Origin of the sequence: uncultured Anaerococcus sp. (assembly GCF_937934665.1) — a bacterium.
Classification (GTDB): domain Bacteria; phylum Bacillota; class Clostridia; order Tissierellales; family Peptoniphilaceae; genus Anaerococcus.
This window is the reverse complement of record NZ_CALGYW010000105.1, coordinates 1-16,829: the sequence shown is the minus strand read 5'-3', so window position 1 is coordinate 16,829 and position 16,829 is coordinate 1. Positions and strand designations below refer to the sequence as shown.

General features: G+C 36.6%; 14 protein-coding genes. 13 read left to right on the top strand and 1 reads right to left on the bottom strand.

The window, feature by feature from the left end; all coding sequences use genetic code 11:
* Positions 1 to 1,225 (bottom strand): O-acetylhomoserine aminocarboxypropyltransferase/cysteine synthase family protein (locus Q0410_RS05815; protein WP_299034193.1); only part of this gene is annotated, 1,225 nt, incomplete at its 3' end.
* 390 nt (positions 1,226 to 1,615) lie between these two features.
* Here Q0410_RS05815 and Q0410_RS05810 point away from each other — a divergent pair.
* The 13 genes from Q0410_RS05810 to Q0410_RS05750 all read left to right on the top strand — a co-directional run.
* Positions 1,616 to 2,098: a glutathione peroxidase gene (locus Q0410_RS05810; RefSeq protein WP_299034190.1), complete on the top strand. Its 483-nt coding sequence runs from the start codon at positions 1,616 to 1,618 to the stop codon at positions 2,096 to 2,098.
* Positions 2,091 to 2,582 (top strand): hypothetical protein, encoded by a 492-nt coding sequence (locus Q0410_RS05805; protein WP_299034188.1) that lies wholly within the window; start codon positions 2,091 to 2,093, stop codon positions 2,580 to 2,582. The genes Q0410_RS05810 and Q0410_RS05805 overlap by 8 nt, the downstream gene beginning before the upstream one ends.
* 241 nt (positions 2,583 to 2,823) lie before the next feature.
* The gene (gene ileS / locus Q0410_RS05800) at positions 2,824 to 5,943 is read left to right on the top strand and encodes an isoleucine--tRNA ligase (RefSeq protein ID WP_299034186.1); all 3,120 of its coding nucleotides are present in this window, start codon (positions 2,824 to 2,826) and stop codon (positions 5,941 to 5,943) included.
* Between the two features lie 64 nt (positions 5,944 to 6,007).
* Positions 6,008 to 6,457 (top strand): 8-oxo-dGTP diphosphatase, encoded by a 450-nt coding sequence (locus Q0410_RS05795; protein ID WP_299034183.1) that lies wholly within the window; start codon positions 6,008 to 6,010, stop codon positions 6,455 to 6,457.
* A 300-nt stretch (positions 6,458 to 6,757) separates the two neighbouring features.
* Complete coding sequence (locus tag Q0410_RS05790) at positions 6,758 to 7,462, top strand: ABC transporter ATP-binding protein (RefSeq protein ID WP_299034180.1); 705 nt, start codon at positions 6,758 to 6,760, stop codon at positions 7,460 to 7,462.
* Complete coding sequence (locus Q0410_RS05785) at positions 7,463 to 8,440, top strand: COG1361 S-layer family protein (RefSeq protein ID WP_299034177.1); 978 nt, start codon at positions 7,463 to 7,465, stop codon at positions 8,438 to 8,440.
* On the top strand, positions 8,430 to 9,797 hold the full coding sequence (locus Q0410_RS05780) for an ABC transporter permease (RefSeq protein WP_299034174.1): 1,368 nt from the start codon (positions 8,430 to 8,432) through the stop codon (positions 9,795 to 9,797). The genes Q0410_RS05785 and Q0410_RS05780 overlap by 11 nt, the downstream gene beginning before the upstream one ends.
* Positions 9,797 to 11,056 carry a hypothetical protein gene (locus tag Q0410_RS05775; RefSeq protein WP_299034171.1) on the top strand — a complete coding sequence of 420 codons (1,260 nt, stop codon included), beginning with the start codon at positions 9,797 to 9,799 and terminating at the stop codon, positions 11,054 to 11,056. Before Q0410_RS05780 ends, Q0410_RS05775 begins: the two co-directional genes overlap by 1 nt.
* Before the next feature lie 42 nt (positions 11,057 to 11,098).
* The gene (locus tag Q0410_RS05770; protein ID WP_299034168.1) at positions 11,099 to 11,788 is read left to right on the top strand and encodes an N-acetylmannosamine-6-phosphate 2-epimerase; all 690 of its coding nucleotides are present in this window, start codon (positions 11,099 to 11,101) and stop codon (positions 11,786 to 11,788) included.
* A 121-nt stretch (positions 11,789 to 11,909) separates the two neighbouring features.
* Complete coding sequence (locus Q0410_RS05765) at positions 11,910 to 13,097, top strand: ABC transporter substrate-binding protein (protein WP_299034164.1); 1,188 nt, start codon at positions 11,910 to 11,912, stop codon at positions 13,095 to 13,097.
* Entirely contained in the window at positions 13,094 to 14,122 is a 1,029-nt protein-coding gene (locus tag Q0410_RS05760) for an iron ABC transporter permease (protein ID WP_299034161.1), read from the top strand. The genes Q0410_RS05765 and Q0410_RS05760 overlap by 4 nt, the downstream gene beginning before the upstream one ends.
* Positions 14,119 to 14,904, top strand: coding sequence for an ABC transporter ATP-binding protein (locus Q0410_RS05755; RefSeq protein ID WP_299034158.1), 786 nt, complete (start codon positions 14,119 to 14,121; stop codon positions 14,902 to 14,904). The genes Q0410_RS05760 and Q0410_RS05755 overlap by 4 nt, the downstream gene beginning before the upstream one ends.
* A gap of 377 nt (positions 14,905 to 15,281) precedes the next feature.
* Positions 15,282 to 16,829, top strand: a 1,548-nt coding sequence (locus Q0410_RS05750) for a hypothetical protein (RefSeq protein ID WP_299034155.1), incomplete at its 3' end; no start/stop codon positions are given.

Here is a 16,829-nt window from a genome sequence, read left to right as displayed (position 1 = left end):
CAAGGCCTATTGATAGCCTAATTAGGTTTGGGTAGACTCCTATGGCTTCTAGGTCTTCGCCTGATAATTGCCTATGAGTAGAACTTGCTGGGTGCAGGCAAAGGCTTCTTGCATCTGCAACGTGGACTGCAAGGGTAACTAAGTTTAGGTGGTCTATAAATTTGGAAGCTGTATCCCTATCTCCCTTGATACAAAAGCTCATCACTCCAGAGCCTCCTTTGAGGTAGGTTTGGGCAAGCTTATAAGATTTGGAAGATTCAAGGAAGGGATAGGATACACTTTCAACAAGGTCTGAGCTTTCTAAAAATCTTGCAACTTTTAGGGCGTTTTCACTGTGTCTTTCCATCCTTAAGGCAAGGGTATCCACACCTAGGAGGGTTAGGAAAGAGTTGAATGGGGATTGGATGGTTCCATAATCACGAAGTCCTACTGTTCTTAGCCTTGCAGCATAGGCTGCCCTTCCAAAGTGTTCTGTAAAGACAAGGCCGTGATAGGTTTGATCTGGCTTGGTAAGCTTATCGTAGTCTCCCTTTGCCCAGTCAAAGTTTCCAGAATCAACTATGATTCCACCCATTGCTGCCGCATGACCGTCAAGGTACTTGCTAGATGAGTAGGTCACTACATCGCAACCAAAATCAATTGGCCTTAAAAGGGCAGGGGTAGCTAGGGTATTGTCTAATATTAGTGGAATATTGTGCTTGTGGGCAAGGTCTGCATAGGCCTTTATGTCAAGGACATCAGCCCTAGGATTTGTTAGGGACTCTCCAAAAATAAGTTTAGTATTATCCTTTATAGCAGAGGCTGCTTCTTCTAAGTTATTGAAAGAAACAAAGGTGGATTCTATGCCAAGGTCCTTTAGAGTCTCACCTATGAGGTTGTAGGTGCCACCGTAGATGTTATTTAAAGCAACAACGTGGTCTCCGCTTTTTGCTATATTTATTATGGCAAGGAGGTTAGCTGCTTGGCCTGATCCTGTTGCAACAGCTGCTACTCCTCCATCAAGGGCGGCTATTCTTTTTTCTAGGACATCTGTTGTAGGGTTTCCAAGTCTTGTATAAAAAAATCCAGGGTCATTTAGGTCAAAAAGATCTGCAACCTGTTTACTTGATTCGTAGTTAAAGGTTGTTGATTGGGTTATAGGAGGGATGTTCGCCTCTCCATTTCCTGGTGCGTAGCCTGCCCTTAGACAAGCTGTGTCGATGTTTTTGTAGGTTTTTTCTGTCATGATATACTCCTTAATTTTTTTATCATAAAGCTAATAAAAAAAGCCCTCATTATTTCTACAGAAATAACAAGGGCGTAAATCGCGGTACCACCTTAAATTTTTATATAATCACTTATATAAACTCACTGAGTACTAACATACTCGCGCTTTGTAACGTAAGCTAACGTAAATCTCTAAATATCGAGAAATCCTAGATAAGAACCATCTTCATATAAGGTCTGTCTACCTCTTTCACCACAACGAGGCTCTCTAAAATCAATTCCTTATACTACTCTTTCTTATATTAAGTTTATGATATGACATTAGTATATAGGCTTTTTTTATTTTTGTCAACTGATTTTTTTCCATAATCTTGTATAATCTTTATAAGAGAAAGACTGAGGAGATATTATGACAACAATTTATGATTTTACAGTTAAAGATGACAGAGGCGATGAAGTTTCGCTTGAAAAATATGCGGGCAAGGTTCTTCTTATTGTAAATACTGCTACCAAGTGTGGTTTTACCAAGCAATATGACGCTTTAGAAGAGCTTTATAAAAAATACAAGGACCAAGGTTTTGAAATCCTAGATTTCCCTTGTAACCAATTTGGAAGTCAGGCTCCAGGTACAATAGATGAGATAAATGATTTCTGCGCCTTAAATTTCGGAACGAGCTTTGACCGCTTTGATAAGATTGATGTAAATGGAGAAAACGAGGATCCTTTATATACCTTCCTTAAGGAAGAAAAGTCAGGCCTTGGTTCAAAGGCTATCAAGTGGAATTTTACAAAATTTTTAATAGATAAAAATGGCCAAGTAGTAAAAAGATACGGTTCACAAAAGAAACCTGAAAATATTGCAAAAGATATAGAGGAACTTTTAGATGCTTAACGATAAGTTTGTTGATTTAGCCTATGATTCACTAAAATATTATCTAGAAACTAGCAAGTATCTTGATAAGTATGACGGAGAATTTAAAGATAACCACAATGGAGTTTTGATTCAAATAAGTAAGGGTGATAGGCTTGAAAGATCAGGATCAATCTACCCAACCAGGGCGAATATCGCCCTTGATATCATCCACGAAGTGGTAAATCTAGGTATTTTTGACAATGCCTTTGCCCTAAGACTTTCTGACCTTGATGATGTCTATATCCAGGTTTTAGAAATAAGTAAGGTTGAGCAGATAGAAAGACTTGAAGACTTTGGTGTTTATTCAGGGCTACTTTTATCCTATGCCAACAACCCTGTTATGGTTTTTAGGGAAGATTATGAAACAGACTACCAAATGTTTGAAGATGCCAAAGACCTTGCCAATGTAGATGATTATGATATCTATACCCTAGAGAAATTTAAGGTTATAAGACATATTTGACAAATAGGTGTAAAATAGTACATTAGAGGAAGAATATTGACTATATAAAGAAGAGTAGTTTATAAAAAACCTTCAGAGAGGCATGGTTGGTGAGAATGCTAGGGGCTTTATAAATGAAGATCATCTTTATTGTTTGTTGGGTGAATAAGTAGCCTAGCAGGAATGCCAAGCCTTAAGAGCAAATTAGGAAATAAGTGGACCGTCTGTATGGACGGTCCTTTTTTATTAGGAAGGAAAAATTATGTGCGATTTAAAATTTGAGGAAGTTAACTCCAAGGATGTAAAATCTAGAGAAGCCAAACTAAAAGATTATTGGAATGAAATTGACCTTTTAGAAGAAACTTTTAAGACTCGTGAAGACGCTGATGAATATGTAATCTACGATGGGCCTCCAACAGCCAACGGCAAGCCAGGTATCCACCACGTTATAGCAAGAACTCTAAAGGATATGACCAGCCGTTATAAAAATATGAAGGGATACAAGGTTTTTAAAAAAGCAGGTTGGGATACCCACGGATTGCCTGTAGAAATCGAAGTTGAAAAAGAACTCGGTTTTCACGATAAAAATGACATCGAAGCATATGGTATAGAGAAATTTAACCACCTTTGTAAGGAATCTGTATGGAAGTATTCTGATATGTGGCGAGATATGTCAGATAGGATGGCATTTTTATACGATATGGACCACCCATATGTAACCATGGACAATGATTACATAGAAACTGAATGGTGGCTATTAGATAAGGCCTTTAAAAAAGGCTATATCTACGAGGGTGCCAAGGTTATGCCATACTGCCCAAGATGTGGGACAGGTCTTGCAAGCCACGAGGTTGCCCAAGGCTATGAAATGGAAAAGACCCTTACCCTTACAGTTAGGTTTAAAAAGAAAGATTCAGATAATGAGTATTTCCTAGCATGGACTACTACTCCTTGGACTCTTCCATCAAACTTAGCCCTTGCAGTTCACCCTGACCTTGACTATGTAAAGGTCTTTGACAAGGAAGATAAAGCTTATTACTACATGGCCAAATCTCTTATGGAAAAACTCATGGATAAGAGAGACTATGAAGTAGTAGAAGAGATGAAGGGTACTGACCTTGAGCTTATGGAATATGAGCAACTAATGCCATATGTAAAAACTAAGCCAGGCAAGGCCTTTAAGGTTATCCTCGCTGACTATGTATCTGCAGAAGACGGTACAGGTATAGTTCATATCGCTCCAGCCTTTGGTGAGGACGACTACCAAGCTTGTAGAAAATACGACCTAGACTTTATCCAACCAGTTGACCTTGAGGGTAAATTTACAGAAACACCTTGGAAGGGTGAATTTGTCTTTGATACAAATGAAAAAATCTGGCGCCACCTTCAGGGTGAAGGCAAGGTTTTTGCTAAAGATACTGTAGAGCATAACTACCCACACTGCTGGAGATGCCATACTCCACTTATTTATTATGCACGACCATCTTGGTATATAGAAATGAGCAAATTCTCAGATAAAATGGTGGAAAATAACCAAACAGTAAACTGGTACCCACAAACTATAGGGGATAAGAGATTTGGAAACTGGCTAGAAAATGTCAAAGACTGGGCAATATCAAGATCTAGATATTGGGGAACTCCTCTAAATATTTGGAGATGTGAATGCGGCCATACAGATACAGTAGGAAGCCGTGCAGAGCTTAAAGAACGTGCAATTGAAGATATTTCAGAAGATATAGAACTTCACAGACCATATGTAGACAATGTCCACATCAAGTGTGACAAGTGTGGGGGCACTATGACAAGAGTACCTGACGTAATGGACGTTTGGTTTGACTCAGGAGCCATGCCTTTCGCGCAACTTCACTATCCATTTGAAAATAAGGAACTTTTTGAAGAAGGTTACTACCCAGCAGACTTTATCTGTGAGGGAATTGATCAAACTAGGGGTTGGTTCTACTCCCTAATGGCAATTTCAACTATTACCATGGGAAGAGCACCATACAAAAATGTCCTTGTAAACGACCTAGTTGTAGATAAAAACGGCCAAAAGATGTCAAAGTCAAAGGGCAATACCCTAGATCCATTCGAACTTTTTGATAAATATGGGGCAGATGCAGTGAGATTTTATTCTCTCTACGTATCTCCAGCCTGGATGCAAACTAAGTTTGACGAAAAGGGCCTTGTAGAAGTTAAAAACAACTTCTTTAGGACCTTCGAAAATGTTTATAACTTCTTCACCCTCTATGCAGGTACAGATGGGCTAACCTTAGCTGACATCAAGTCCTTTGAAGGAGTAGAAAAAGACGGCATAGACCGCTGGTTATACTCAAGACTAAATAGTCTTATCAAATCCTACTATGAAGAAATGGAAAACTTTGAGTACAACAAGGTTGTTCATGAGATTTCTGACTTTGTCGTAGAAGATTTATCAAACTGGTATATCAGACGTAATAGAAAGAGATTTTGGTCTCAAGAATTAACTGATTCTAAAAAATCTGTTTATAAGACAACCTATGATGTCCTACTAGCTTTAACTAAGCTAATTGCGCCAATCACACCATTTTTAGCAGAAGAAATCTACCAAAAACTAACTGGAGCTAAGACTGTTCACACACAAATACTTCCAGAAGTAGATGAAAGCCTAATATATACTAAGCTTGAAGCTGACATGGACCTTGTTAGAAAGATAGTTAACCTTGGCCGTGCCTCAAGAGAGAAAGAATCAATCAAGGTTCGTCAACCACTTTCAAAGATAATTGTTGACGGTTCCTACAAGGAAAGACTAGAAAAGCTCCTTCCACTTATAAAAGAAGAACTAAATATCAAAGAAGTTGACTTTGAAGATGACCTATCAGACTTTATGGACTACTTCCTAAAACCAGACTTCAGGGTTGTGGGTAGGATTTTCCAATCTAAGGTAAATGACTTTGCCAAATACCTAGCATCTACAGATGCCAAGGCCTTTATAGATCAAGTTAATGAGGGACCTGTTAAGGTAGAAATAGCTGGCGAAGAATTTGAGGTTACTAAAGACTACCTAGATATAAGGATATCTGCCAAAGAAGGTTTTGATGTAGAAATCGACGGCAATGTCTTTGTAATCCTTGATACAGAAATCACCGAGGACTTAAAAGATGAAGGTTATGCAAGAGAGTTTATCTCCAAAATCCAAAACCTAAGAAAAGACTCTGGTTTTGAGGTAACAGATAGGATAAATATTTCCTATGAGGCAGACTCAGACCTTGCTAAGTCTTTAGATAAGTTTAGAGAAGAAATTAAAAAAGAAACCCTAGCCGATAAGCTTGAAAACACCAGCCTAGAAACTGAAGTAGTAGAGCTTAACGACAAGGAAGTAAAAATCAGTCTAGAAAGACTATAGATAATAAAGAAATGGCCTTGCATTATTGCGGGCTTTTTCTTTACAAAAATCCTAAGGAGAATAGATGAAAATTTTGTTAATGAATATGGTAAAAATCTATAATAAGGAAACAGGAGAGGTTCTAGTCCTTGATAAGGTCAAAAAATATGGCTGGGAGGGCCTTACCTTTCCAGGTGGCAAGGTAGAGCTAACTGAATCATTTGAAGACTCAGTCATAAGAGAAGCCAAGGAAGAAACCAACCTTGATATAAAAAATCCTAAGCTTGTTGGCATTATAACCTGGCTAACAGATGATAGAAAAGATGTGGGACTTCTTTATGAGGCAAGTGACTTTAGCGGAGATTTGATAAGGGAAAATAGGGAAGGGACTCTAGCTTGGACGAATTATGAAGAGTTTAAAACCATGCCAGGAAAATCCATGTCTATGGATAAGATCCTTGCTATCTATGAGGGCAAATACAGGGAACTCCTTTGGGACTTAAGAGATGGGAAAGAAGAAATATTTTATTTTTAGAAAGATTATAAAGACCTAGTCTCAAACTATTGACAATGTTGATTTTATTGTGTCTATACGAACAAAGTTATGAAGAATCCATGAATCCCAATTAAAAAATTATTATTAAATATTATTTTTTTTAGGCACTCTGGTACTGGGGAGATCTTTTCTTTTTGTGGATATGATTTCTTACAAAAATTTTAAGGAAGATTGACAAAAACTATCATTATAATATAAATAAGTCTATTGTAATAGAGATTTTTTTATGATAAAATAAACTTAGGTGTAATACATATAACCAAACACTAAAGAGGTATTATGAGTCTAATAGAAGTTAGAGATTTAAAAAAATATTATAAGTTAGGCGGGACAATAATTAAGGCCTTAGATGGGATAAATATCGACATCAATAAGGGCGAATTTATAGCCCTCCTTGGCACATCAGGGTCAGGTAAATCTACCCTTTTAAATATGCTAGCAGGTCTAGAAAGACCAACTAAGGGGAGGATTAGCTATGGAAATATAGACTTAACAAAGCTTAGTGAAGATAAGATTACCAAGTTTAGAAACCTAAATATAGGTTTTGTCTTCCAGTCCTATAACCTTCTTCCCTACCTATCAGCCTGGGAAAATGTAGCCCTTCCTCTTACCTTTAAGGGGATAGAGACAAGTCAGAGAAAAAAAGAAGCGGCCAAAATCCTTGATGCTGTAGGTCTTTCTCACAGGATGAACAATAAACCAAACGAATTATCAGGGGGCCAACAGCAGAGAGTATCAATTGCCAGAGCCTTTGTGGGAAATCCCTCAATAATATTTGCAGACGAACCAACAGGTAACCTTGATACAAAAACATCTTTTGAAATTATGAAACTTATAAAAGACATAACTACAAAAAACGAGCAAACTTTTATCATGGTAACCCACGATGATGAAATGACAGAATTTGCCGACAGGACCCTCTTTATGAGAGATGGAAAGCTTGATAAGGTCCACGAAAAATTAACCATAGACGAGGTATTATAGATGAACGAAAATGAAAACAACCAAATGGAAATGTCAGCCAATGTAAAAAACCAACCAAAGATAATGATCTCTTACTACCAGCTAAGTCCAAAAATTGCCCAAGCTGGTAAAAGTTTTGACCTATCCTTTGGTCTTTATAATACAAATTCAAGAAATACCATATATAACCTAAAAGCAACTATAGAACAAAACCTAGGGGCCCAACCACAAAACACAGGCGAAAATAATTCTATGGTATCAGACGGGTCAGTTTTCTCACCTGTAAACCAATCAAATTCATTTTATGTAGCAGCCCTTTATCCTTGGAATACAGCCAACAAGCACATCACAATGAATGTTTTACCAAATGCTGTTGCAGGTAATTATGTAATTAACCTATCAATAGAATATGAAGACGCAGATGGCAACCAATATAAAACTACAGAAGCCATTGGCATCCCTGTTGTCCAAAGGGCGGGAGTAACCATGGGTGAATTAAAAACAGACGAACTTATGGTCGGAAATCCGACAGAAATGTCAGTAAATATCTACAATACTGGCAAGGATAACCTAAATACCTTTATGTGTGATGTCATAGGTAAGGGAATAAAAATTGAAAACGATAGGAAATTTATAGGTAATTTTAATACAGGTACCCAAGAGACCTTCTCTTTTACAGCTACTCCTACAAGACCTGGAGAAATCGAAGGTCAAATCATGCTATCCTACGAAGATTCAACTGGCAAGGTCCACACCCAGATTAAGGATTTTAGCAAGGAAGTTATGGAAGGCATGCCAGAGGATATGAATGGGGAAAAGCCAGGAGAAATGACAGGTGAAATGGGAATGGAAGATCCTTCTATGAACCAAGGCTCAGTATTAACATCACCTTTTCTTTGGGGTGGATTAATTGTAATAATCATCCTAGTAGCTATCCTCTATAGAAAGAAAAAGCATAAAAAAGAAGATGAGGAGTTGTTGATAGACGATGAAGATTAGTGACAGGGTAATAATTGCCCTAAGAAACCTAGCTCGTAGAAAATCAAGAACCATCCTTACAGTCCTATCAGTAGTAATCGGTGCTACCTCTATAATCCTTATGCTTGCCTTTGCTACAGGTATTTCAAATTCTCAAAAGGAAATGATAGAATCTTTCGGAGGACTTACATCCATCCAAATTATAGGAGATAACCCAGCAGAAAACATGGAAGTCAAAGATACCGATATAAATAAGCTTAAAAAAGTAAAGGGAGTAAGGGCGGTTGTCCCTTCCATAAACTTTTGGGGAGAAATCTGGCTTGATAAAAGTCAGGAATATATGCTAAACACCTCCTTTGAAGTAATACCAGACGACGTTTTTAGGCTTCTATCAAAGGATATGTTCGAATGGGGAGGCCCTATCTCTCCATCTATGAATGATTCTATAGTCCTAGGACAAAATGCAGACGTTCAAAAAGTTGAAATGATGCCAGACGGCGGTTGGTCTACTATGCCTCTTGAAGAAGAATTTAATCTTCAAAGCCACGAATACTACTACCGTCTAGGTTTTAAGGACGAATCAGACGATGGAGTTCATTTTGGCAATGAAGAAAATCAAAATGAGGATGATAACAAACCAAGCTATGTGGATGTGAATGTAAAACTTGCTGGTAAGCTTAATTCCAAGGCACTTCTTAAGGGATGGTCTTCCTATGTGAACGAAAGTTTTTATAAAAGACTTAAGGAAGAAGATAAAAAAATAAAATATCCTCAATTAGAAAACAACTTTGACGAAAATGGTCAACCAATCCAAGAAAAATCTGACAAAATCAAATACGATAGCCTCAGAGTCATAGTAGATGATGTGGAGAACCTAGAGACAATTGAAAAAGACATCAAAAAACTTGGCTACAATACCCAATCGGAGGCGGGGTCTGCAGATGAAATCAAAAAACAAACTATGCAAGTAACCCTAATCTTAGGTGGGATAGGCTCAGTTGCCTTTGTTGTATCAGCCATTGGTATTATAAATACCATGCTCATGTCAATATATGAAAGGCAAAAGGAAATAGGGGTAATGAAGGTAATCGGAGCTTCTATAAATGATATCAGGGGGATGTTTTTGATAGAATCTGGCTTTATAGGATTTTTTGGAGGTATAATTGGCCTTTTGATATCTCTTGGAGTTGGTAAAATAATAAATGGATTAATGGCAGGCGGAGGTATGATTGGCACAGGTAGCGAAGTTATAGCCATAAGCCCCCTACTTGCTATAGTGGGAGTTGGATTTTCATCCCTTGTAGGAGTTCTCGCAGGATATATTCCAGCCAGACGTGCAACCAAATTATCTGCCATAGAAGCTTTAAGGAGTAACTAATGAAAAAAACACTTATATTAGCGATGCTTGCACTAAGTCTTGTTGCTTGTGATCAAAAAAATACTGATGAATTAAAAGCAACAGAGGCACAAAAACAAGAAGAAATTAGCGAAAATACTCAAGAAGATAGTGAAGTAGTTGATGATAAAGATATAGAAAATGAAGAAGATGAGGAAGAAAATGAAATAAATAGAACTTATCCAGAAGATAAGCCAGAAAAAGAAGTGATTTCTGTAGAAAAATCAAAGGAAAAAGACGAGAAGGACAAAAAAGAAGATTCAGATAATTCCGAAAAAAATAAGAAAGAAAAAAAGAAAAAATCAGATAAAAAGTCTGACAAAAAAAGTGGAAAAGATTTCAAAAAAGACGAGAATACAGATGAAAAAGCCCTTACAGAAGATGACTTATTCTTTTCTTATTTTAACCTAGTTACAGTAAGGGGAGGGGAAGTGTGCGATAGACTAACAGATATAAGGGATTATGGCAAAGACTATTTCGCATCATACGTACCATTTTCAAACAATGTATTTATATTAGGTTCTTATCCAGATAATGATTTTTCAATAAGAAAAATTAATGGAGAAGATTTAACTCTTCTATATGAATTTAAGATAAATGAAAGTTTTAGACCGGTAGGTATGGTAGGCGATAGGATTTACGGATTTTATTCCTTCTATGAGGGAGAAGATAATAATTCCAAGCTTGATAATACAAAATCTGGTTTTGGATATGTAGACCTTAAAAACGGCAAGGTTGGAGTCTATGAAGCAAGCAAGATTAAGGAAGGCGGCAGTTTAATAAATGTTGCTATAACCGACAAAGAAGCTTACCTAACAAAATTTGCTATGGGCACAGGCACAAACCTATATAAGTTAGATTTAACGAAAGACCTTGATCAAGAGCCAGAATTAGTAGAAGAAAATACTGAATTAAGTCTATTAGGCACAGGTAAACATTTTAAAGACGGCAAAGCAAATTACGAAGTTTTTAAAACAAAAGATGATAAGCTAAAAATAGGCGATATTGATTATCAGTTAACTGACGAAAAAGTTATAAGTTTTATTGGAGAAAATGTAATAATTCAAACACCAGTAAAATTTGATGAAGCGAAATACCTATTTAAAATGGATATAATAAATTATCTCACAGGAGAAGTAGTGGAAAAAGACCTAGAAACCTACGGTTACAGGGTCTATAACGGCAAACTTTATTATATAGACTATGATAAAAAAATAAAGACCCTGAAATTAGGCTTATGAAGTCTGTCAATGAAATGCTTCAGGTAATAAAGGAGAAAGACGATGGAAATAAATGAAAAATTAAAAAAAGGCCTAATTGTTTCTTGCCAGGCTTTAGAGGGGGAACCCCTCCACTCATCTTTTATCATGGGTAGGATGGCCCTCGCAGCTAAAATGGCAGGAGCTGTTGGTATTAGGGCAAATACTGTTAGCGATATAAGAGAAATAAAGAAAAATGTAGACCTACCAATAATTGGAATTATAAAAAAAGACTATGACAATAGTGAAATATATATCACTCCAACCATGGATGAGATAGATGCCCTAGTAGCTGAAGGGGTTGATATAATCGCAACTGATGCCAGCAATGCTAAAAGGCCAAAAAACGAAGGTCTAAAAGATTTCTATGATGAAATAAGGGTTAAGTATCCTGATATTAAGCTTATGGCTGATTGTTCTACAGTAGATGAGGCTGTTATGGCAGATAAACTAGGTTTTGACTACATAGGCACAACCATGGTCGGATACACTCCTCAATCCAAAAATGATAAAATAGACGATGATGACTTTAAGATTCTTAGGGAAATAATTGAGAAAGTAAATCACCCAGTAATAGCAGAGGGTAATATAGATAAGCCGGAAAAGGCAAAAAGAGTTCTAGAACTAGGAGCCCTCACAGTTGTTGTGGGGGGAGCTATAACAAGACCACAAAATATAGCCAAAAAATTTGTAGACTGTATAGAAACTTTATAAAAATTTATGGAGACGGTTCTTTCTGAGCCGTCTTTTTTTGTAAAGAATTTAGCAAGTTTTTAATAATTTGATATAATATAAAGTAGACTATTTTAGTCAGATTTATCTTAAGGAGGATAATATGAAAGCAATTAAAAAAATATTTTATGCCTTATCCATTAATGCCTTTTTATTGGCAGGCCTTAGTGGATGCAATAAAGGAGAGGAAAAACAGACCTCTCAAATAGAAGAAAAAACAGAAGTCAAAGAAGAAGCTAGCGAAATTAAAAGCGAAGAGCCTAAAGGCGAAGAGCTTTCAGAAGATAGTGAGACTAGAACTATTACAGACCATGCTGGCAATGAAGTAGTCTTACCGAAGGAAATAAAAAGAGTTGTAATAGACCAGGTTCCTATTTTATCAACCTACATGGCCTACCACGGAGGAGAAGCTCCATATATAGTTGGCTATGCAGGAAGTCTTAAACAAGTGGCAGAAAAAACAGTCCTAAAAGATATAGCTCCAGAGCTAATGGATGCAGATGAAACTGTTCATGGCCAATCAGACCTAAATATAGAAGAGATTGTAAAATTAAAACCAGATGTAATTTTCTACAATGCTACAAATAAGGATCGCTACGAAGCCCTATCCAAGTCAGGCATTCCTTGTGTAGGTTTTGCTACCATAGGTACTCTTGGCCAAGCTGACCCAATCGATAGGTATGGTCAATGGCTAAAACTTTTGGAAGATGTCTTTGGAGAAGAAGGCAAAACTGATGACTTCCTAGCCGCAGGAGAAAAAATCGTCAAAGATGTAGAGGAAAGAATCGCAACAGTAGATCAAAAAGACAGACCAAATGGCATGATCTTATGGAAATACAACGAAGGTGTGCCAATGGTTGCAGGTAAGGGAACTTTTGGTGATTTTTGGCTAAAAAGAATTGGCGTTTCAAATGTATTTGAAGATGCCAAAGGCTATGCCAAGGTAAATGTAGAAGAGATTTATAAACAAGACCCACAAGTATTATACCTAGACGGTCCAGGCCTTCTAAACATGACTACAAGTGACGTTTTTGAAAACAAGGTAGAAGGCTTTGACTTTTCAAATATGGATGCAGTCAAAAACAAAAGAGTCTACAACTCAAAACTTGGTATGTGGAACTGGCTTACACCAAATCCTGACGCTCCTTTAGTATATGCTTGGCTTGCTAACGTAACTTTCCCAGAAGCCTTTGATGACTACGACCTAAAAGGCGAAATCAAAGACTATTACAAGACCTGGTATAAGTATGATTTAACAGACGACCAAGTAGACGATATGTTTGATATATGATAAAAAACCTACTAATCAAAGAAAGAAAATTTAGGCCAATAGGTCTATTTATATTAATAATCCTACCGATTTTAGCAAGCCTTTTAGGCCTTTCCCTCGGTAGGATGCCCTTAAGTCCTAGAGAAATTCTAGGATTTTTCCTATCCTTTATAAAAAATGAAGCCTACGACCCTATGCTCGAGTCAGTTCTAATAAATATCAGACTACCAAGGGTCCTAACAGCCCTTATCGTAGGTTCTGGTCTTGCTGTGGCAGGTCTTTCCTTCCAGTCTATATTTGCAAACCCCCTTGCCACCCCTGATATCCTAGGAGTAGCCTCATCTGCATCTCTTGGAGCAATCCTTGGCATAGTCTTATCCCTAACCAGTCTTGGGATTCAGATTCTTGCCATGATAACGGGTCTAATTGGAGTTTTCTTTGTTCTAAAAATTGCCAAAAAAGATGGGAGGGCGCCTACTATCATGCTTATTTTATCTGGTCTTGTGGCCTCATCCCTTGCCAACGCCCTTGGTTCGCTTTTAAAATATATGGCAGATCCTACAGACAAGCTTCCTGCCATTACCTATTGGCTGATGGGATCCTTTGCTAGAAGCTCCTATAAAAACCTAATTTTTGCAGGGCCAATTATACTTTTAGGAATCCTTATAATTTGGACTTACGGATATTCTCTAAATATCCTAAGTCTATCAGAAGATGAGGCAGAAAGCTTGGGTCTTGATGTCAAAAAAACCAGGCTAAGGCTTATCCTTGCCTCAACCATGATAACAGCGTCATCTATTTCCCTATGTGGACAAATTGGCTTTATTGGACTTATTATTCCCCACATGGCGAGGATGATGGTAGGGGCCAATACTAGGTATTTATTGCCAGTATCCCTATCTTTAGGAGGAGGGCTTATGGTAATGATAGAAGCCCTATCAAGGAGTGTATCAGTGGTAGAGCTACCGATTTCAATTCTTACAGCCATCATAGGAGCACCTATCTTTATAAAATTAATTAGGTCAACAGGAGGAGTTTTTAGATGAGATTAGAAGTAAAAGATGCCAAGTTTTCTTACAAAGCTGATAAGGTTTTGTTTTCTAACCTATCATTTGACCTAAATTCCGGCCAAATCTTAGCCATTATGGGACCAAATGGAATAGGAAAGACAAGTTTAATCAGGTCCATATGTGGCTTTGAAAGCCTAAATGAGGGTGAAATAACTTTTGATGGAAAAAATCTTAAAGCCTACGACAAAAAAGAATTTTGGGATCAAGTTTCCTATATTCCTCAAAAAAGAGAAGCGGCCTTTGCCTATACAGGTCTTGATATGGTTGTCTTTGGCCTAGCAGGTAAGATTGGCCCTTTTGGAAATCCGAGCAAAATTGATTATAAAAAAGCAATGAAAATCATGGAAGACTTGGAAATAAGTCATTTAGCTGACAAGCTCTCTTCAAAGCTAAGTGGTGGAGAAGTCCAGATGCTAATAATAGCGAGAGCCCTTGTAAAAAATCCTAGACTCCTTATATTAGATGAGGCAGAAAGTGGTCTAGACTTTAAAAACCAACTAAAGATTATTACAACCCTAAAAGACCTTGCCAAGAAAAAGGGCCTAACCGTTATTTTTAATACCCACTATCCAAACTACGCCCTAAAGATAGCAGATAAGGTTCTTATCTTAAGAAAAAATGCTAGATACTTTTACGGGAGTAGGGAAATAATAAATGAGGAAAATATAAAGGAAGCCTTTGGAGTAAGGGCACTTATAGAAAATGTCAAAACCAAGGACGGCATAGAAAAGATAATGATTCCCTATAGCTTAGTCTAGGGTAAAATATTAAATAAAATCATCGGGGTTAGACAAAAAGCCCTGATTTTTTTGTGCAGATTTTAGAAAATATTAAATGGTTTTTATATATTTGTATTTTGAAGAATAAAGACAAAATCCCCTATATTTTATATTGAAATATGATAAAATAGAGACATAAGAAGAACTATCTTTAAAAAAGAAAAAGATAAACAGATAACTTGTTTTTAGCGAAATATTAAATTAATGTAATATCATATTTCAAAAGACTAAAAAGTAAAAAATTGAGAAGAATTATCTACTAATAAATATAAAATTTGGAAGGAAAGAATTCGAATAAATATTAAAAAATCTTATACTACTAAAAATGGATATGAACTTTAAGAAGGGAGGTTGTTATGAAAGGGAAAATTAATATACTAGCAAGAAAAACATTTGCGCTTATTATAGCCACAGCTATGTCCATGCCAACAGGCGTCATGGCAGCAGGAGAAGAAGTAAAGACCTATGACGATACTTCCTCAATTATGACCCTAAATCAAAAAACAGATGAGAAAAAGAACCTAGAAAGATCTGTAGATAATAGCAAAAATCTAGAAACAGACTCCTATAAGCTAGATCTAAGGGCTAAGCTAGAAGAAAGTTTGGATAAAATAACCTACCAGGTAAAAATAACAAATAAAAGCCCTGAAAATGGGGATAGAGACCTAAACTTAAGGCTCACGCCAAATCCAAACTCAAATATCAAAGACCTAAGGCTCCTAAAAGCTATGGCAAAAATAGACGGAAAGCTAGAAGAGATAGACCTTGAGGAAGAAAAAACTCAAGGAGACTTAGAAGCTCTAAGCTTAAAAAGTAAGGCCTACGACGAAATAATCATGGAAGTTGTAGCAGATATTAGAGATGCCAAGGAAGCTAGGGACTATGACCTATATACGGGCCTAGACAATGGTGAAAAAAGGATAAATCTTGCCTATAACCTTATTATAAACAAGGAAATCATAAGAGAAGGAGAAAGTGAAAAGGAAATCTTAAGCCTAGATAGGAACGATAAGGAAACTGGCCACATCAAGGGTGAAATCGTAGAAACAGACCTACTAAACTTCCTACAGACAAAAGATACTGTCAAATGGACAGACTACATTGAAAACTTTGACAAAGAAGTAAAAAAAGTAGCCTACAACCTTAAATTAGATGATAAGCAAGAAATAAAAGATACAAAGATAAAATTAGACTACTATGAAAATACAAGAGAAGGCTTTGTCATCAAAAAGGAATTTTCTCAAGAAATACCTTTTGCTGAGAAGATAGAATTTGAAGTTCTAGCAGGTTTTATAGCCAAACTTAGCCTAGAAACTAAGGTAGATAAGAAAAATACCAGTATAGAAAAATACTCTCTAAACAATAGAAAAGTCAAAAACCCAAGATACACTGGTATAAACAAAAAAGAAGCTAAGGACGATGATGAAGAAGGAAGTCAAAAAGAAGAAGTAAAACCGACTGAAGAGAAAAAAGAAGAAAAAGACGCTGATACTCAAATTGTGGCCACAGATTCTAATGGAAACGAAATCCAAGTAGTAGAAAAAGATAACTCCAAAGAAGAGACTATAGAAGAAACTACTCCAGAAAAAGACACATCACAAATATCAGCCCTTATCCTAAATAAGGACAGCCTACTAGCTATATTAGAAAATGAAAAAGATAAATTAAATGATAATCTAGTAAGAACAATAGAAGAATTAGCTACAAATCTTGATACTTATAACCAAGAAAAAATAACAGACCAAGAGCTAAAAGACTTAACCAAGGCCATAGTAGATAGGACAGGCATGGAAAAATCTGACCTAGAAGACTACCTAGGATCAATTCTTTCTGGCTTAAACAAGCAAAAAAACAAGGCAGCAAATTTAAATATTGATGAAATATTAACCTATGCCTACCCAGAA